The sequence below is a fragment of the Pseudomonas sp. P7548 genome, from assembly GCF_013386585.1.
In the GTDB taxonomy this organism is placed as follows: domain Bacteria; phylum Pseudomonadota; class Gammaproteobacteria; order Pseudomonadales; family Pseudomonadaceae; genus Aquipseudomonas.
On record NZ_JACARO010000047.1, the window covers coordinates 103590 to 121072 of the forward strand.

The following is a 17483-nucleotide window of genomic DNA, read 5'->3' on the forward strand; positions in this document are numbered from 1 at the left end:
GAGTGTCCCTGATCGCTTCAGACCACTTCCGCATCGTTGTCGGCCTCGGCAAGAGCGGCATGTCCCTGGTTCGCTTCCTGGCGAACCGGGGCACGTCGTTTGCCGTGGCCGACACGCGGGAAAATCCACCGGAGCTGGTCACGCTGCGCCGTGACTACCCGCACGTGGAAGTGCGTTGTGGCGAGCTGGATGTCGAGTTTCTGTGCCGCGCCGACGAACTCTACGTGAGCCCCGGCCTGGCCCTCGCGACACCGGCCCTGCAAGCCGCTGCGGCCCGTGGCGTGAAGCTGTCCGGCGACATCGACCTGTTCGCGCGTAATGCGAAGGCGCCCATCGTGGCCATCAGCGGCTCCAACGCGAAAAGCACCGTGACCACCCTGGTCGGCGAGATGGCGGCTGCGGCCGGCAAGCGCGTGGCCGTGGGCGGCAACCTTGGCACCCCGGCGCTGGACCTGCTCAGCGACGATGTCGAGCTGTACGTGATGGAGCTGTCGAGCTTCCAGCTGGAAACCACCCACGACCTCGGCGCCGAAGTGGCGACCGTGCTGAACGTGAGTGAAGACCACATGGACCGCTACAGCGGCCTGCCGGCTTATCACCTGGCCAAGCACCGGATCTTTCGGGGTGCCAGGCAAGTGGTGGTCAACCGCCAGGATGCCCTGAGCCGTCCGCTGATGGGCGAAGGCCTGCCGTGCTGGACCTTTGGCCTGGGCAAACCCGATTTCAAAGCCTTTGGCATTCGTGAGGAGAATGGCGAGAAATACCTGGCCTTCGAATTCCAGAACCTGATGCCGGTGCGTGAGTTGAAGATCCGTGGCGCGCATAACCAGTCCAATGCCCTGGCGGCGTTGGCGCTGGGGCATGCCGTGGGCCTGCCGTTCGATGCCATGTTGTCGAGCCTGCGCACCTTCGCCGGGCTTGAGCACCGTTGCCAGTGGGTGCGCGACTTGAATGGCGTGAGCTACTACAACGACTCCAAGGCCACTAACGTTGGTGCTGCATTGGCCGCTATCGAAGGCCTGGGGGCCGATATCGAAGGCAAGCTGGTGCTGATCCTTGGTGGTGACGGCAAAGGCGCCGACTTCAAAGACCTTAAAGGCCCGGTGGCTGCTCAGTGCCGCGCCGTGGTGCTGATGGGCCGCGACGCCGACGTGATCGCCGCCTCCCTCGGTGACGGCGTGCCGCAGGTACGTGCCACCTCCCTGGACGATGCCATCGCCCAATGCCACGCCCTGGCCCAACCCGGCGATGCCGTGTTGCTGTCGCCGGCGTGTGCCAGTTTCGACATGTTCAAGAACTACGAAGAGCGCGGCCAGCTGTTCGCCCGCGGCGTGGAGGCCTTGGCATGAGTATCAACTTCCGTAACATCATCAAGCCCTACCCGTCGCCGATCATTACCGGCCGTGGCATCGACCTGGATTTCCCGATGCTCGCCGGTTGCCTCGCGCTGCTGGGCCTGGGCCTGGTGATGATCACCTCGGCATCGTCTGAGGTGGCCGCCGTGCAGTCGGGCAACACCCTGTACATGATGATCCGTCACTTGGTGTACCTGGTGATCGGCCTCGGCACCTGCATCGTCACCATGATGATCCCTATCGCCACCTGGCAACGCCTGGGCTGGTTGATGCTGATCGGTGCGTTTGGCTTGCTGATCATGGTGATCCTGCCCGGCATCGGCCGCGAGGTGAACGGTTCGATGCGCTGGATCGGCTTCGGCGCGTTCAACGTACAGCCGTCGGAAATCGCCAAGGTGTTTGTGGTGATCTACCTCGCCGGTTACCTGGTGCGTCGCCAGAAGGAAGTGCGCGAAAGCTGGATGGGCTTCTTCAAGCCGTTCATCGTGCTGCTGCCCATGGCCGGCCTGTTGCTGATGGAGCCCGACTTCGGTGCCACCGTCGTGATGATGGGCGCAGCGGCGGCGATGCTGTTCCTCGGGGGCGTGGGCCTGTTCCGCTTCACCTTGATGGTGGTGCTGGCGGTGGCGGCCGTGACCATTCTGGTCCAGGCGCAACCCTACCGGATGGCGCGTCTGATCACCTTTACCGACCCATGGTCCGACCAGTTCGGCTCCGGCTACCAGTTGACCCAGGCACTGATCGCCTTCGGCCGCGGCGAGTGGCTGGGCGTGGGCCTGGGCAACAGCGTGCAGAAGCAGTTCTACCTGCCGGAAGCGCACACCGACTTCGTGTTCTCGGTACTCGCCGAAGAGCTGGGCGTGGTCGGTTCGCTGTGCACCGTCGCGCTGTTCGTATTCGTGTGTGTGCGTGGCATGTACATCGGCTTGTGGGCCGAGAAGGCCAAACAGTATTTCGCCGCGTATGTGGCCTACGGCTTGTCGTTCCTGTGGATCGGCCAGTTCCTGATCAACATCGGTGTGAACGTCGGCTTGCTGCCGACCAAGGGCCTGACCTTGCCGTTCCTCAGTTACGGCGGCAGTTCGTTGGTGATCTGCTGTGCGTGCCTGGGCTTGTTGCTGCGCATCGAGTGGGAGAGTCGAACTCACTTGGGCAGCGAAGAGATGGAGTTCAGCGAAAGCGACTTCGCCGAGGAGCCGACCCATGGGCGCTAATGTGCTGATCATGGCAGGCGGTACCGGGGGCCACGTGTTCCCGGCCCTGGCGTGCGCGCGGGAATTCCAGAGCCGTGGCTACACCGTGCACTGGCTGGGCACGCCTCGTGGGATCGAAAACGAGCTGGTGCCCAACGCCGGTTTGCCGCTGCACCTGATCAATGTGTCCGGCCTGCGCGGCAAGAGCAAATTGTCCCTGCTCAAGGCGCCGTTCGTGTTGCTCAAGGCGGTGTGGCAGGCGCGCAAGGTCATCCGTGAATTGAAGCCTGTGTGTGTGCTTGGTTTTGGTGGGTACGTGACCGGGCCGGGTGGTGTTGCCGCCAAGCTCGCCGGCGTGCCGGTGATCGTGCACGAGCAGAACGCCGTGGCCGGTACCGCCAACCGCCTGTTGGTGCCCTTGGCCGCCCGGGTGTGCGAGGCCTTCCCGAAGACCTTTGGTGCATCCGACAAATTGCGTACTACCGGCAACCCGGTGCGCACGGAACTGTTCATGGACATCGCTCGCCAGGCACTGGCCGGGCGCAAGGCACACCTGCTGATCATGGGCGGTAGCCTGGGCTCCGAGCCCTTGAACAAATTGCTGCCCGAAGCGCTGGCGCAACTCCCTGTGGAATTGCGCCCGGAAGTCTTCCATCAGGCCGGCAAAGATCACGGTGAAGTCACCGCCACGCGTTATCGCGAAGCCGGTGTGGAGGCGAACGTACAGCCTTTCATCAAAGACATGGCCCACGCCTATGGCTGGGCCGACCTGGTGGTCTGCCGCTCCGGTGCGCTGACCGTCAGTGAACTGGCTGCCGCCGGTCTGCCGTCCTTGCTGGTGCCTTTGCCCCACGCGATCGACGATCACCAGACCCGCAACGCCGAATATTTGGCCGGGGAGGGCGCTGCCTTCCTGCTGCCGCAAAGAACGACTGGCGCCGCCGATTTGGCCGCACGCCTGACCGAGGTTTTGATGCAACCGGAACGACTCAACAGCATGGCGAGCACCGCAAGCCGCCTGGCCAAACCTGACGCAACCCGCACCGTGGTCGATATCTGCCTGGAGGTGGCCCATGGTTGAGAATCAGAAAGCCATGCCGCAACCCGAGATGCGCCGCATCCGCCGTATCCACTTCGTCGGCATCGGCGGCGTGGGCATGTGCGGTATCGCCGAAGTCTTGCTGAACCTGGGCTACCAGGTGTCCGGCTCCGACTTGAAAGAGTCGCCGGTTACCGACCGCCTGAAAACCTTTGGCGCGCAGATCTTCATCGGCCACCGCGCCGAGAACGCTGCCGAGGCCGACGTGTTGGTGGTGTCCAGCGCCGTGAACACCTCCAACCCGGAAGTGGCCACTGCCCTTGAGCGTCGCATTCCTGTAGTGCCACGCGCCGAGATGCTGGCCGAGCTGATGCGCTATCGCCACGGTATTGCCGTGGCCGGTACCCACGGCAAAACCACCACCACCAGCCTGATCGCCTCGGTGTTCGCCGCCGGTGGCCTGGACCCGACGTTCGTGATCGGTGGCCGCCTGAATGCAGCCGGTACCAATGCCCAGCTCGGTACCAGCCGTTACCTGATCGCCGAAGCCGATGAAAGTGACGCCAGCTTCCTGCACCTGCAACCGCTGGTCGCCGTGGTCACCAACATCGACGAAGACCACATGGCCACTTACGACGGTGACTTCAACAAGTTGAAGAAAACCTTCGTCGAGTTCCTCCACAACCTGCCGTTCTACGGCCTGGCCGTGGTGTGCCTGGACGACCCGGTGGTGCGCGAGATCCTGCCGCTGGTCAAGCGTCCGACCGTGACCTATGGCTTCAGCGAAGACGCCGACGTGCGCGCCATCAATGTGCGCCAGGAAGGCATGCAGACCTTCTTCACCGTGCTGCGCCCGGACCGCGAGCCGCTGGATGTCTCGGTGAACATGCCGGGCAACCACAACGTGCTCAATTCCCTGGCGACCATCTGCATCGCCACCGACGAAGGCGTCAGCGATGAAGCCATCGTCGAAGGCCTGTCGCGCTTTGCCGGCGTGGGCCGTCGCTTCCAGGTCTACGGCCAGTTGCCGGTAGAAGGCGGCGACGTGATGCTGGTGGACGATTACGGTCACCACCCGACCGAAGTCGCGGCCGTGATCAAGGCCGTGCGCGGTGGCTGGCCTGAGCGCCGCCTGGTGATGGTCTACCAGCCGCACCGCTACAGCCGCACGCGCGATCTGTACGACGATTTCGTCAATGTACTGGCCGATGCCAACGTGTTGCTGTTGATGGAGGTGTACCCGGCCGGTGAAGAACCGATCCCGGGCGCCGACAGCCGCAAGCTGTGCAACAGCATCCGCCAGCGTGGCCAGCTGGACCCGATCTACATCGAGCGTGGCGTGGACCTGGCGCCGCTGGTCAAGCCGCTGCTGCGTGCCGGCGACATCCTGCTGTGCCAGGGTGCCGGTGACATTGGCGGCCTTGCCCCTAAATTGCTGGCGAGCCCGCTGTTTGCCGCCGAGAAGGGGAAGTCGAAATGACCACTGATTACGGCTCCCTGTTTTCGACTATTTCGCCTGCCGACTTCGGCCGCGTGGCCGTGCTGTTCGGCGGCAAGAGCGCTGAGCGCGAAGTGTCGCTCAAGTCCGGCAATGCCGTGCTCGAAGCCCTGCAAAGCGCCGGCGTGAACGCATTTGGCATCGACGTGGGCGATGACTTCCTCGCTCGTCTGCAGGCCGAGAAGATCGACCGCGCCTTCATCATTCTCCACGGCCGTGGCGGTGAAGACGGCAGCATGCAAGGCCTGCTCGAATGCGCTGGCATCCCGTACACCGGCAGCGGCATCCTTGCTTCTGCCCTGGCGATGGACAAGCTGCGCACCAAGCAGGTGTGGCACAGCCTGGGCATTCCAACCCCGCGTCACAGCGTTCTGTGCAGCGAAGACGATTGTATTTCTGCAGCCAAGGAACTGGGCCTGCCTTTGATCGTCAAACCTGCCCATGAAGGCTCCAGTATCGGCATGGCCAAAGTGAACTCGGCCGCCGAATTGATCGACGCATGGAAAGCGGCAAGTACCTACGATTCGCAAGTGTTGGTGGAACAGTGGATTTCCGGTCCCGAGTACACCATCGCCACCCTGCGTGGCCAGGTATTGCCGCCTATCGCATTGGGCACGCCCCACACCTTTTACGACTACGACGCCAAGTACCTGGCTTCCGATACCCAGTACCGGATCCCGTGCGGCCTTGACGCAACCAAAGAACAGGAATTGATGGACCTCACGGCGAAAGCCTGTGAGGCGCTGGGTATCGCCGGTTGGGCGCGGGCAGACGTGATGCAGGATGACCAAGGGAATTTCTGGTTCCTGGAAGTCAACACCGCGCCAGGGATGACCGACCACAGCCTGGTTCCTATGGCAGCTCGTGCCGCCGGCCTGGACTTCCAGCAGTTGGTGCTGGCGATCCTTGCAGCCAGCATTGAGCCTCGAGGCTAAGCACATGAACGGCGCATCGCTTCGTCATCAGCCCCCACAAGCACCGAGCCGCAAGCCGGTGCCACGGGGTGCCAGCCGAATGGTGGCTAAAGAGCCGATGTCGGCGCGCCTGCCGAAAGCCAATTTTGGTTTCCTCAAGGCGCTGTTCTGGCCGGTGCTGCTGGTGGTGTTGGGCTTCGGAACCTACGAGGGCGCGCAGCGTCTGTTGCCGTATGCCGACCGGCCGATCACCAAGATCAGCGTGCAGGGCGACTTGAGCTATATCAGCCAGCAAGCGGTGCAGCAGCGCATCGGCCCGTACCTGGCGGCGAGCTTCTTCACCATCGACCTGGCCGGCATGCGCTCGGAACTGGAACAGATGCCGTGGATCGCCCACGCCGAAGTCCGTCGCGTATGGCCGGACCAGGTGACGATCCGCCTGGAAGAACAACTGCCCGTGGCCCGTTGGGGTGACGAAGCGCTGTTGAACAACCAGGGCCAGGCGTTCACCCCGCGTGAGCTGGCCAACTACGAGCACCTGCCGCAGCTGTTCGGGCCGCAGCGGGCGCAGCAGCAAGTGATGCAGCAGTACCAGGCCCTGAGCCAGATGCTGCGGCCACTGGGCTTCTCCATTGCACGCCTGGAACTGCGTGAACGGGGTAGCTGGTTTTTGACGACCGGGGCAGGCAGTTCCGGCCCGGGCATCCAGTTGTTGCTGGGACGCGACCGCTTGGTGGAAAAGATGCGCCGCTTCATTGCCATCTATGACAAGACCTTGAAAGAACAGATTACGAACATTGCGAGCGTCGACCTGCGTTACGCCAACGGCCTTGCCGTCGGCTGGCGTGAACCGGCTGCGCCCACGGCAGCGCAACCCGCTGTCGCGAAGAATTAAGAAGAGGCAGGACCCATGGCAAACGTGCAAAGCGGCAAAATGATCGTCGGTCTCGATATCGGCACCTCCAAGGTGGTGGCGCTGGTCGGCGAGGTCGGGGAAGACGGCACGATCGAAATCGTCGGTATTGGCACGCATCCGTCCCGGGGCCTGAAGAAGGGCGTGGTGGTGAACATCGAGTCCACCGTGCAATCGATCCAGCGCGCCATCGAAGAGGCGCAGCTGATGGCCGGTTGCCGGATCCACTCGGCGTTCGTCGGCGTGGCGGGCAACCATATCCGCAGCCTGAACTCCCACGGCATCGTGGCGATCCGCGACCGCGAAGTCAGCTCCGCCGACCTTGAGCGTGTCCTCGACGCTGCCCAGGCCGTGGCGATCCCGGCTGACCAGCGCGTGCTGCACACCCTGCCGCAGGACTACGTGATCGACAACCAGGAAGGCGTTCGCGAGCCCCTGGGCATGTCGGGCGTACGTCTGGAAGCCAAGGTCCACGTGGTGACCTGCGCCGTCAACGCCGCCCAGAACATTGAAAAATGCGTGCGCCGCTGCGGCCTGGAAATCGACGACATCATTCTGGAGCAGTTGGCCTCGGCCTACTCGGTACTGACTGACGACGAAAAAGAACTGGGCGTGTGCCTGGTGGACATCGGCGGCGGCACCACCGACATCGCGATCTTCACCGAGGGTGCGATCCGTCACACCGCCGTGATCCCGATTGCCGGCGACCAGGTGACCAACGACATCGCCATGGCGTTGCGCACACCGACCCAGTACGCCGAAGAAATCAAGATCCGCTACGCCTGCGCCCTGGCCAAGCTGGCCGGTGCCGGCGAGACCATCAAGGTGCCGAGCGTGGGCGACCGTCCACCGCGTGAGCTGTCGCGCCAGGCCCTGGCCGAAGTGGTCGAGCCACGCTACGACGAGCTGTTCACCCTGATCCAGGCTGAACTGCGCCGCAGCGGCTACGAAGATTTGATCCCGGCCGGCATCGTGCTGACCGGTGGCACCTCGAAGATGGAAGGCGCGGTCGAACTGGCCGAGGAAATCTTCCACATGCCGGTCCGCCTGGGCGTGCCCCATGGCGTCAAGGGCCTGGGCGACGTGGTGCGCAACCCGATTTATTCCACTGGCGTGGGCTTGCTGCTGTACGGGCTGCAAAAGCAGACCGACGGCATTTCCCTGTCGGGCCCGAGCATCCGTGACAGCTACCGCGGCGACGACGAAGCCAAGGCGCCGTTGTTCGAGCGTTTGCAGGCCTGGGTCAAGGGCAACTTCTAAGCGATTTACCGCAACACCGACACACCGCAGCACCGTTGTAAGCAGTAGGCGAAAAAACTAGAGAAATGAAAGGAGAGGGAACATGTTCGAACTCGTAGACAACATCCCCGCAAGCCCGGTCATCAAAGTGATCGGTGTCGGCGGTGGCGGCGGCAACGCTGTCAACCACATGGTCAAGAGCAACATTGAAGGCGTTGAATTCATCTGCGCCAACACTGATGCCCAGGCGCTGAAAAGCATCGGCGCGCGGACCATCCTGCAATTGGGCACCGCCGTGACCAAGGGCCTCGGCGCTGGCGCGAACCCGGAAGTCGGCCGTCAAGCCGCCCTGGAAGACCGCGAGCGTATTGCTGAAGTGCTGCAAGGCACCAACATGGTGTTCATCACCACGGGCATGGGCGGTGGTACCGGTACCGGTGCTGCGCCGATCATTGCCGAAGTGGCCAAGGAAATGGGCATTCTGACGGTTGCAGTCGTGACCCGTCCGTTCCCGTTCGAAGGCCGCAAGCGCATGCAGATCGCCGACGAAGGTATCCGTCTGCTGTCTGAAAGCGTCGACTCGTTGATCACCATCCCCAACGAGAAGCTGCTGACCATCCTGGGCAAGGACGCAAGCCTGCTGTCCGCGTTCGCCAAGGCTGACGATGTACTGGCCGGTGCCGTTCGCGGTATCTCCGACATCATCAAGCGCCCAGGCATGATCAACGTCGACTTTGCCGACGTCCGTACTGTCATGAGCGAAATGGGCATGGCCATGATGGGCACTGGTTGCGCCAGCGGTCCGAACCGTGCACGTGAAGCCACTGAAGCGGCCATCCGCAACCCGTTGCTCGAAGACGTGAACCTGCAAGGTGCACGCGGCATCCTGGTGAACATCACCGCCGGTCCTGACCTGTCCCTGGGTGAGTACTCCGACGTGGGTAGCATCATCGAAGCCTTCGCTTCCGAGCACGCCATGGTCAAAGTCGGCACCGTGATCGACCCGGACATGCGCGACGAGCTGCATGTGACCGTGGTTGCCACCGGCCTGGGTGCAAAAATCGAGAAGCCTGTGAAGGTCATCGACAACACCCTGCACAACAGCCAAGCCAGCCACGCGAGCCAATCGGCTGCCGCTCCAGCGCCTGCGCGCCAGGAACTGCCGTCGGTGAACTACCGTGACCTGGACCGTCCGACCGTGATGCGCAACCAGGCTCAGGCCGGTGCTGCGGCGTCCCGTAGCCCGAATCCGCAAGATGATCTGGACTATCTGGACATCCCGGCATTCTTGCGTCGTCAGGCCGATTAATGGAATGTATCAGGGCTATGAAGGTGATTGGTGTTCAGCAAAGGTCTGGTCTGCTATTATCGCCAGCCTTTGTTGATACCAGTTCGCAATTTGCGCTCAAGCGGTCCAAGCCATGATTAAACAACGCACCCTGAAGAATATTATCCGTGCCACAGGTGTAGGTCTGCACTCCGGGGAGAAGGTATACCTGACCCTCAAGCCTGCACCTGTCGACACCGGCATCGTGTTTGTTCGTGCCGACCTGGACCCTGTGGTGCAGATTCCTGCTCGCGCGGAAAACGTTGGCGAAACCACGATGTCGACCACATTGGTCAACGGTGACGTCAAAGTGGACACGGTGGAGCACTTGCTCTCGGCCATGGCTGGCCTGGGCATCGATAACGCCTACGTCGAGCTCTCCGCGTCCGAAGTCCCGATCATGGATGGCAGCGCTGGACCCTTCGTATTCTTGATTCAATCTGCCGGCCTGGAAGAACAGGACGCAGCCAAGAAGTTCATTCGCATTCTGCGGGAAGTGACAGTAGAAGACGGCGACAAGCGCGCCACCTTCGTCCCGTTCGAAGGCTTCAAAGTGAGCTTTGAGATCGATTTCGATCACCCGGTATTCCGTGACCGCACCCAAAGTGCAAGCGTGGATTTTTCCAGCACTTCGTTCGTAAAAGAAGTCAGCCGCGCCCGTACCTTTGGTTTCATGAGTGACATCGAGTACCTGCGCAAGCACAACCTCGCACTCGGCGGCAGCGTTGAAAACGCCATCGTGGTCGACGCGGATGGTGTACTGAACGAAGACGGCCTTCGCTATGAAGACGAATTCGTGAAGCACAAGATCCTCGATGCAATCGGTGACCTCTACCTGCTGGGCAATAGCCTGATAGGCGAGTTCAAAGGCTTCAAGTCGGGCCACGCCCTTAACAACCAGCTTCTGCGCAAGTTGATTGAGCAGACAGACGCTTGGGAAGTCGTGACCTTCGAAGATGCCAGCACCGCACCGATCTCTTACATGCGTCCCGTTGCGGCGGTGTAAGTAACAACTCTCTTTCTTTAGTTTTGAAAGGCCACCTTCGGGTGGCCTTTTTTTATGCCTGCGAGTTCGATTGCGCCGCAGTTCAAATGTGGGAGCTGGCTTGCCTGCGATGGCGGTGTTGAATCCACCGTCGCCATCGCAGGCAAGCGAGCTCCCACAGTGTTCGGGTTCACAGATTTTGTTGCGTAGCGGCATCCACGATCCGGTTGCGCCCCGTGTGCTTGGCCTCATACAACGCCTGGTCGGCACTCAACAACAGCGCCTCCAATGACACACGGCTGCGCTTGTTCCACGTGCTCATGCCAATGCTCACCGTGATCGGCGGCTCATCAACCGACAGCCGAGGCAGGCGCTCGACGCTGCAGCGAATATGCTCGGCAATCACCCAGGCGCCCTTGGCGTCGGTATGCGGCAGCACCACCGCGAATTCTTCCCCGCCGTAGCGCGCCGCCAAATCGGCAGGGCGGCGGATGTTATCGCCGATCACCTGGGCCACCCTGCGCAACGCTTCATCCCCGCCATGATGGCCATGACGATCGTTGAAGGCCTTGAAGTGATCCACATCGATCATCAGCAGGGTCAGCGGCTCGGTTGAGCGCTGTGCCCGGTCCCATTCCAGGCGCACGCGTTGATCAAGGGTGCGACGGTTCGCCAGGCCGGTCAGGGCGTCGGTGGCTGCCAGTTCTGACAGCACCTGTTCGGCGCGATGACGGCGGCGCAGTTCCTTGCTCAACATCCAGGTCAGCCACAACAGGCCTGCGCACAGCACCCCGGTGGCCAGGCTGATGAGCACGGCGGCACGCTTCCATTGGGCGAACACCTCATCGGTGGACAACGCCACGGCCACGATCAACGGCAAGGTGCCCACGGTGGAAAAGGTGTATAGCCGCTCCTGGCGGTCAACGCTGGACGTGCCCTGGAAGCTGCCGTCGCGCTCCTTGAGCATGCGTGCCACGTTCGGGCGCTGGCTGAGGTCCTTGTCGACCATGTCCAGCTCCAGCATCGGTTGCTGCGCCAGCAGGATGCCCTGGTGGTTGATCAGGTTGATGGTGCCGTTGCTGCCGATGTTCAGGCTGCTGAACAGCTGGTGGAAGTACGACAAGCGCATGGACGCCACCGCAACGCCCTGGAAGCGCCCGTCCGGCGACGAAATGCGCCGGCTGAATGCGATGCGCCATTGGTCATCGCAGATGCACCGCGCCATGAACGGGCGACTGATATACAACCCGATATCAGGTGCCTTGCGATGCATCTGGAAATAGTCACGGTCGGCAAAGTTGCCGGTCTTGGGCGTCAGCAACGAAGAGTCGGCAATCACCTCGCCATTGGCGTCCAGCAGCAGGATATCGCCCTTGTAAGGCGCAGCGGCGGAGCGATCAAACAGCACCAGGTGGCGGATGCTCGCCGAGACGCCTTGCAGGTCATTGCGCTCGGTGGCGGCAATCAGACCCTTGAGGGCCATGTCGTAGAGTTCGACGTTACGTAGCACATCGGCGTCGATCAATTGGGTGATGTTGTTGGCGGTGCGTTTGGCGCTCTGCAGGGTGTTGGCGTGTTCGCGGATCAGCAGGGCCGTCACGATCGCCATGATCAGCAGGACGGTGAGGACGCTGCCCACGATCAGCAGGCGTTCCGGGCGGCGTGTTGGACGGGACAGGCTCGGGCTCATCGGGTGTACTTCTGCTGCAAGGATGCCCTTAGCGTAGCCCTTGAATCGCACTGTCGGGTATCGCCGATGAGCCCGTTCAGCAGGCGCCAGCCTCTGCCACCCGATTGCGCCCGCTGTGCTTGGCTTGGTACAGCGCCTGGTCGGCACTGAGCAACAGCGCCTCCAGCGGTTGGCGGTTGCGTTTGTGCCAGGTGCTCATGCCGATACTCACCGTGATCGGCCGTTCGGCGCCGGCCACCCAGGGCAAATGCTCGATGCTGCTGCGGATGTGTTCGGCAATGACCCGGGCGCCCTTGGCGTCGGTATCGGGCAGCACCACCGCAAACTCCTCGCCGCCATAGCGGGCAGCCAGGTCGGCGGGGCGACGGATATTGCTGCCGATCACCTGGGCCACCGTGCGCAGTGCCGCGTCGCCACCGTGATGACCATGGCGGTCATTGAACGCCTTGAAATGGTCCACGTCGATCATCAGCAGCGTCAGTGACTCGGTGGAGCGCTGTGCCCGTTCCCACTCCAGGCGCAGGCGCTGGTCCAGGGTGCGGCGGTTGGCCAGGCCGGTGAGGGCGTCGGTGGCCGCCAGTTCCGACAGCACCTCCTCGGCACGATGGCGACGGCGCAACTCCCGGCGCAACATCCAGGTCAGCCACAACAGGCCAATGCACAGCACGCCGGTGGCGCCGCTGGTCAGCAGCGCGGCGCGTTGCCAGGGCGCAAAGACGTCCTCGCTGGCCAGTGCCACCACCACGATCAAGGGCAACTCGCCGACGTTGCTGAACGTATACAGCCGCTCTGTACCCGAGAGCGACGAGATCGCCCGGAAACTGCCTTCACCTTCGCGCAACATGCGTTTGAAGTTGGGCCGGTCACTCAGGTCCTTGTCGATCATGTCGCGTTCCAGCAGCGGTTGCTGGGCCAGGAGAATGCCGCGGGTGTTCAGCAGGTTCACCGAGCTGCCGTTGCCGATGGTGAGGCGGTTGAACAGTTGATCGAAGTACGCCAGACGCATCGTCGCCACCGCGACCCCGGCAAATTCGCCATTGGGCCCCGACACTCGGCGGCTGAATGCAATGCGCCACACCTGATCGCAGTCGCAGCGGATCTTGAACGGGCGGCTGATAAATAGCCCCGCCGTGCTGTTGTTCTGGTGAGCCAGAAAGTAATCCCGGTTGGCGAAATTGCGCGGTGTCGGGTGCAGTGTCGAGGAATCGGCGATGACCGCACCATTGGCATCCAGCAACAGCACTTCGCCCTTGAAGGGCGCGGCGGTGGATTGATCAAACTGCACAAGGTGCTGAATATCGGCTGACACATGCGCCAGGTCCTTGCGCGTGGCGGCGGCGATCAGCCCTTGCAGCGCCAAGTCGTAGAGCTCGACGTTGCGCAGCACATCGGCATTGATCAGCTGAGTAATGTTGGTGGTCGATCGCTTGGCGGCCAGCAGGGTGCTGGCATGTTCGCGGCTGAGCAGGGCGGCCACGATGATCACGATCAGGAGGACGGTGAAACCACTGCCCAGCATCAGCAACAGCTCTGAGCGGGAGGGCAGGTTACCAGTACGGGGTTGACTCATCGCGCAGACTTCAACGGAGTAGATGCTGGCAGTTTAGTGCTGCGCGATGAAAATTAAATGATTGGTTAACAGGAAATCAGAACACGTTGATCGGATAGTCGACGATCACCCGGTATTCATCCACGTCCCGATCCACCGCCGAGTAGCCCTTGCCACCCCGGTTGGTCGCCCATTGCAGGCGTACCGCCAGGTCCTTGGCCTTGCCACCCTGCACCACATATTTCAGGTCAATGTCCCGTTCCCAATGCTTGGCATCTTTGCCATCGGCGCTGTACCAGGCGCTGTAGCCACGGCTATCGGGGTCGACTTTGGTCAGGTCGGTCTTGCCGCTGATGTAGGACACGGCAGACGTCAGGCCCGGCAGGCCAAGGCCGGCGAAGTCATAGGCGTACTTGAGTTTCCAGGAGCGCTCGTTGGGCCCGTTGAAGTCCGAGTACTGCTGGGAGTTGTCCAGGTAGATGCTGTCGCCCTGGGTGATGTAGTCGAACGGGGTGTTGCCGTTCACCCGTTGGTAGGCGGCGGTAACGCTGTGGTTGCCCACGCCCACGGTGAAATGCAGGCTGTAGGTGTTGTTGTCGATCGCCCCCAGCAGCGATTGCCCGGTGTCCTGTGTGCGGTAGTAGTGCAGGCCCGGGTTGAGGCTGACCTGGTCGTTAAGGGCGTAGGTGTAGTCCAGGTCGTAGTAGTACTGGTGCCACACGTCCTTGAGTTCGGAGGCGTACAGGTTGCTGGTCAGCCCTGGCACACCGCTGAAGGACACGCCGGCCCAGTCCAGGTGCTGGCTGTCGGCGTGGTCGGGCAAGGCGCCGTAGCTGGTGCCGATGCGGCGATGACCGCTCTGGTTGTAGAGCTTGGTGAAACTGGCCTGGCCGCCTTCGAACATCCAGCCATCGAAACTGTGGTTGGCCAGGCTCACACCTCGGAACGTCTGCGGCAGCATGCGGGTCATGCCGCCGGCGATCACCGGGTTGTTGAGGAACAGGTCGCCGGCTTTCAATTCGCTATCAAACGCGCGCATTTTCAGCGTGCCGCCAGCGGTCGAGAACGACCCCGGGGCTTTGCCGTTGCCCGAGCCCACGGGCAGGATGCTGGAACCGTCGGTGCCGCCGCCGCCGTCCAGCTTGAGGCCAAGCATGGCGTGGGCGTCCAGGCCAAAGCCGACGGTGCCCTGGGTGTAGCCGGATTCGAAGGTGCCGAGAAAGCCCTGGCCCCATTCCTTGCTGTCATCGGTGTGGATGTCGCGACGGTCGCGGTTCATGTAGTAGTTGCGGGTGTTGATCGTGAGGTGGGCGCCTTCGACGAAACCGTCGGCGGGGGTGGTGTCTGCCGCGTGGGCAAGGGGGGTAATCGTTGCTGTAATTGCGAGGAATAACGGGGTGAACGTCAGCGAGTTCTTCACCGGTGGAGCTCCTTTGGGTCAATCGAAAACGGCCAATGTCGTGGGGGTGTGCCTGGCCTTTTTTACGGCAAAAAAAAGCCGCTGAAGTCAGCGGCTTTGAACAGATTCCCAGTGTAGAGCCCTGGAAATAAGTCGAGGGAAATTCGGGTAAGCGGGAAGCTGCCTTGCCGTCTCGCTCATCGGTGCGTCAAATTAACGCAGGTGAGCGGTGCGATACAGAGTGTAACAAGATTATGACTGTTGCCCAAATCGCAACAGTTAGAGACGTGGAGGGCTTACCTGATACACCGCAGCTCCCACATTTGGGCCAAGGTGTTTTGGGGCTATACGGGCAGGGTGATGCCAAAGGTATTGCCGCCGCCATCACTGCGCACAAACACATCCCCGCCATGCATCAATGCAATCGCCTTGACGATGGCCAGCCCCAAGCCGTGGTTGGCGCCACTGTTGCTGCGCGAGGCATCCACCCGGTAGAAGCGCTCGAACAGGCGTGGCAAATGCTCGCTGGCAATCTCGTCTCCCGGGTTGGTGACCCCGATCGCCACCTGATGGTCCTGCACTTCAATGTTCACTTCGATGACCCGCCCGGGCGCGGTGTGCTGCACTGCGTTGCTCAGCAGGTTGATCAAGGCGCGGCGCAAGTGGGCCTTTTCGATATGGACCAAGGCATCCCCGCGCACCCTCACCTTGACCTGGGCGTCTTCGAGGATGAAGTCCAGGTAATCGAGGGTGGTTGCCACTTCATCGGCCAGGGAGCTTTCGATCAGCTTGGTGGCCTTGCTGCCCTGGTCGGCGCTGGCGAGGAACAGCATGTCGTTGATGATCGAGCGCAGCCGTTCCAGTTCTTCGAGGTTCGATTGCAGCACCTCGAAGTAGTGCTCGGCCGAGCGCCCACGGGTCAGCGCCACCTGGGTCTGGCCGATCAGGTTGGTCAGCGGCGAGCGCAGTTCGTGGGCCACGTCGGCATTGAATGACTCAAGGCGCGAGTAGGCTTGTTCCACGCGGTCGAGGGTGGAGTTGAACGAGTTGACGAACTGGCTCAGTTCCGGCGGCAGCGGCGACAAGTGCAGGCGCCCGGACAGTTTGGGCGGGGCGAGTTTCTGCGCTTCATCCGAGAGCTTGCCCAGCGGCTTGAGGCCGATGCGCGACACCCAGAAGCCCAGCAACGCCGCCAGCGCCACGCCGACACAGGCCAGGCCGATCAGTGCCATCAGCAGTTGGTGCTGGGTGGCGCGAAAGTTCTCGGTGTCGATGGCGATCATGAAGCGCAGGGGCGGGCGTTGTTCCTTGGCCGGGAACTGGCTCAACAGCACCTTGAACGGGTACTCGTGCCCGGGCAGACGCAGGTCGCGCTTGCCGGTTGGCCCTTCGGCGAAAGCGCGGATCTGGGCGTCGGGGTTGCCGTACTCGTACGTCGGGTCGCTGCTCACCACCCAGAAGCGGATGCGCTTGTCTTCTTCGCCGAGCAGCTTGAGCTTGGCGGTGATTTTCGCCCAATGGTCCGGCGTGCCGAAGCGGTTCACCGACGACTCCAGCACGCTGTAGCGTGCGTCCAGTTCGGCGCCCGGCAACAACCCCAGGCCACGGTCCACCTGCTGGTACAGCGCGCCGCAGATCAGCATGAAGATCAGCAGTGCCACCAGCGTGAACATACCGCTCAGGCGCAGGGCGATGGAGTTAGCCGACACTGCGGTTCTCCAGCACGTAGCCCATGCCACGGATGGTGTGCAGCAGTTTCTGTTCGAACGGCCCGTCGAGTTTGGCGCGCAGGCGCTTGATCGCCACTTCCACCACGTTGGCGTCACTGTCGAAATTGATGTCCCAGACCATTTCCGCGATGGCGGTCTTGGACAGGATCTCACCCTGGCGCCGTGCCAATACGCTGAGCAGCGAGAACTCCTTGGCCGTCAGATCCAGGCGCAGGCCGTTGCGGCTGGCCTTGCGGCTGATCAGGTCGATCCACAGGTCGGCGACCGTCACCTGCACCGGCTCATGGCCACCGCTGCGACGGGTCAACGCCTGCAGGCGCGCCACCAGTTCCAGGAACGAAAACGGTTTGCCCAGGTAGTCATCGGCGCCTTCGCGCAAGCCACGAATGCGATCTTCCACGCGCTCGCGGGCGGTGAGCATGATCACCGGCGTCTGCTTGCGCGCGCGCAAGGCTCGCAGCACACCGAAGCCATCGAGGCCCGGCAGCATCACATCGAGCACGATCACGGCGTAATCGTTCTCCAGCGCCAGGTGCAAGCCCTCGACACCTTCGCGGGCTACATCGACGGTGTAGCCTTGTTCTGTCAGGCCGCGGTGCAGGTAGTCCGCGGTTTTTTCTTCATCTTCAATAATCAGGACGCGCATGACACC

14 protein-coding genes are annotated in these 17483 nt (G+C 62.3%); 9 read left to right on the plus strand and 5 right to left on the minus strand.

The genetic code is table 11. From position 1 onward, the window contains the following. The first annotated feature begins 2 nt into the window (after positions 1-2). The 9 genes from murD to lpxC all read left to right on the plus strand — a co-directional run bounded on the left by murD (position 3) and on the right by lpxC (position 10484). The gene (gene murD / locus HX803_RS19820; protein WP_178922764.1) at positions 3-1349 is read left to right on the plus strand and encodes a UDP-N-acetylmuramoyl-L-alanine--D-glutamate ligase; all 1347 of its coding nucleotides are present in this window, start codon (positions 3-5) and stop codon (positions 1347-1349) included. Beyond that, complete coding sequence (ftsW, locus tag HX803_RS19825; protein ID WP_176995035.1) at positions 1346-2569, plus strand: putative lipid II flippase FtsW; 1224 nt, start codon at positions 1346-1348, stop codon at positions 2567-2569. Before murD ends, ftsW begins: the two co-directional genes overlap by 4 nt. Then, positions 2559-3629: an undecaprenyldiphospho-muramoylpentapeptide beta-N-acetylglucosaminyltransferase gene (gene murG / locus HX803_RS19830; RefSeq protein ID WP_178922765.1), complete on the plus strand. Its 1071-nt coding sequence runs from the start codon at positions 2559-2561 to the stop codon at positions 3627-3629. The genes ftsW and murG overlap by 11 nt, the downstream gene beginning before the upstream one ends. Next, positions 3622-5067: a UDP-N-acetylmuramate--L-alanine ligase gene (gene murC / locus HX803_RS19835; protein ID WP_178922766.1), complete on the plus strand. Its 1446-nt coding sequence runs from the start codon at positions 3622-3624 to the stop codon at positions 5065-5067. The genes murG and murC overlap by 8 nt, the downstream gene beginning before the upstream one ends. Continuing rightward, positions 5064-6020 (plus strand): D-alanine--D-alanine ligase, encoded by a 957-nt coding sequence (locus tag HX803_RS19840; RefSeq protein WP_178922768.1) that lies wholly within the window; start codon positions 5064-5066, stop codon positions 6018-6020. The genes murC and HX803_RS19840 overlap by 4 nt, the downstream gene beginning before the upstream one ends. Before the next feature lie 4 nt (positions 6021-6024). Next, entirely contained in the window at positions 6025-6894 is an 870-nt protein-coding gene (locus HX803_RS19845; protein ID WP_176995031.1) for a cell division protein FtsQ/DivIB, read from the plus strand. Between the two features lie 15 nt (positions 6895-6909). Then, on the plus strand, positions 6910-8172 hold the full coding sequence (gene ftsA / locus HX803_RS19850; protein ID WP_178922770.1) for a cell division protein FtsA: 1263 nt from the start codon (positions 6910-6912) through the stop codon (positions 8170-8172). An 82-nt stretch (positions 8173-8254) separates the two neighbouring features. Continuing rightward, on the plus strand, positions 8255-9460 hold the full coding sequence (gene ftsZ, locus HX803_RS19855; RefSeq protein WP_178922772.1) for a cell division protein FtsZ: 1206 nt from the start codon (positions 8255-8257) through the stop codon (positions 9458-9460). A 112-nt stretch (positions 9461-9572) separates the two neighbouring features. Further along, positions 9573-10484: a UDP-3-O-acyl-N-acetylglucosamine deacetylase gene (gene lpxC, locus HX803_RS19860; RefSeq protein WP_003171886.1), complete on the plus strand. Its 912-nt coding sequence runs from the start codon at positions 9573-9575 to the stop codon at positions 10482-10484. A gap of 169 nt (positions 10485-10653) precedes the next feature. Here the strand turns inward: lpxC and HX803_RS19865 are convergent, their stop codons facing one another. The 5 genes from HX803_RS19865 to HX803_RS19885 all read right to left on the minus strand — a co-directional run bounded on the left by HX803_RS19865 (position 10654) and on the right by HX803_RS19885 (position 17477). Further along, positions 10654-12153, minus strand: a complete 1500-nt coding sequence (locus HX803_RS19865) for a sensor domain-containing diguanylate cyclase (protein WP_178922774.1) — start codon at positions 12151-12153, stop codon at positions 10654-10656. A gap of 76 nt (positions 12154-12229) precedes the next feature. Next, positions 12230-13723, minus strand: coding sequence for a sensor domain-containing diguanylate cyclase (locus tag HX803_RS19870; RefSeq protein ID WP_178922776.1), 1494 nt, complete (start codon positions 13721-13723; stop codon positions 12230-12232). Positions 13724-13799: 76 nt separating this feature from the next. Continuing rightward, positions 13800-15122 (minus strand): OprD family porin, encoded by a 1323-nt coding sequence (locus tag HX803_RS19875; RefSeq protein WP_178922778.1) that lies wholly within the window; start codon positions 15120-15122, stop codon positions 13800-13802. 323 nt (positions 15123-15445) lie between these two features. After that, positions 15446-16810, minus strand: coding sequence for a heavy metal sensor histidine kinase (locus tag HX803_RS19880; protein WP_178922780.1), 1365 nt, complete (start codon positions 16808-16810; stop codon positions 15446-15448). Continuing rightward, on the minus strand, positions 16800-17477 hold the full coding sequence (locus HX803_RS19885) for a heavy metal response regulator transcription factor (RefSeq protein ID WP_064450771.1): 678 nt from the start codon (positions 17475-17477) through the stop codon (positions 16800-16802). Before HX803_RS19885 ends, HX803_RS19880 begins: the two co-directional genes overlap by 11 nt. Positions 17478-17483 lie beyond the last annotated feature (6 nt).

Excerpts from the sequence above, each read along its gene's own strand:
- ftsW (WP_176995035.1), top strand. The coding sequence starts at position 1,346 with ATGAGTATCAACTTCCGTAACATCATCAAGCCCTACCCGTCGCCGATC.
- murG (WP_178922765.1), top strand. The coding sequence starts at position 2,559 with ATGGGCGCTAATGTGCTGATCATGGCAGGCGGTACCGGGGGCCACGTG.
- murC (WP_178922766.1), top strand. The coding sequence starts at position 3,622 with ATGGTTGAGAATCAGAAAGCCATGCCGCAACCCGAGATGCGCCGCATC.
- HX803_RS19840 (WP_178922768.1), top strand. The coding sequence starts at position 5,064 with ATGACCACTGATTACGGCTCCCTGTTTTCGACTATTTCGCCTGCCGAC.
- HX803_RS19845 (WP_176995031.1), top strand. The coding sequence starts at position 6,025 with ATGAACGGCGCATCGCTTCGTCATCAGCCCCCACAAGCACCGAGCCGC.
- ftsA (WP_178922770.1), top strand. The coding sequence starts at position 6,910 with ATGGCAAACGTGCAAAGCGGCAAAATGATCGTCGGTCTCGATATCGGC.
- ftsZ (WP_178922772.1), top strand. The coding sequence starts at position 8,255 with ATGTTCGAACTCGTAGACAACATCCCCGCAAGCCCGGTCATCAAAGTG.
- lpxC (WP_003171886.1), top strand. The coding sequence starts at position 9,573 with ATGATTAAACAACGCACCCTGAAGAATATTATCCGTGCCACAGGTGTA.
- HX803_RS19865 (WP_178922774.1), bottom strand. The coding sequence starts at position 12,153 with ATGAGCCCGAGCCTGTCCCGTCCAACACGCCGCCCGGAACGCCTGCTG.
- HX803_RS19870 (WP_178922776.1), bottom strand. The coding sequence starts at position 13,723 with ATGAGTCAACCCCGTACTGGTAACCTGCCCTCCCGCTCAGAGCTGTTG.
- HX803_RS19885 (WP_064450771.1), bottom strand. The coding sequence starts at position 17,477 with ATGCGCGTCCTGATTATTGAAGATGAAGAAAAAACCGCGGACTACCTG.